This is a genomic window from Clostridium tagluense, from assembly GCF_003865095.1.
Lineage (GTDB): Bacteria > Bacillota > Clostridia > Clostridiales > Clostridiaceae > Clostridium_AD > Clostridium_AD tagluense.
The window spans coordinates 1-245 of record NZ_BHYK01000143.1; the positions used below are offsets into that span (position 1 = coordinate 1).

General features: G+C 50.6%; 1 rRNA gene. It reads right to left on the reverse strand.

What is annotated here, in order from left to right:
• Positions 1 to 245 (reverse strand): 16S ribosomal RNA (locus Ctaglu_RS24885); the annotation flags it as partial.

Below are 245 nucleotides of genomic sequence, written 5' to 3' on the forward strand. Positions count from 1 at the left end.
CCTCTCAGGTCGGCTACGCATCGTTGCCTTGGTGGGCCGTTACCTCACCAACTAGCTAATGCGCCGCGGGTCCATCTCAAAGTGGAATTTTCTAAAAGAAAAATCCTTTGATGTTTCGATCATGCGACCAAAACATATTATGCGGTATTAATCTCCCTTTCGGGAGGCTATTCCCCTCTTTGAGGCAGGTTACCCACGTGTTACTCACCCGTCCGCCGCTAATTCACCCCGAAGGGTTTCATCGC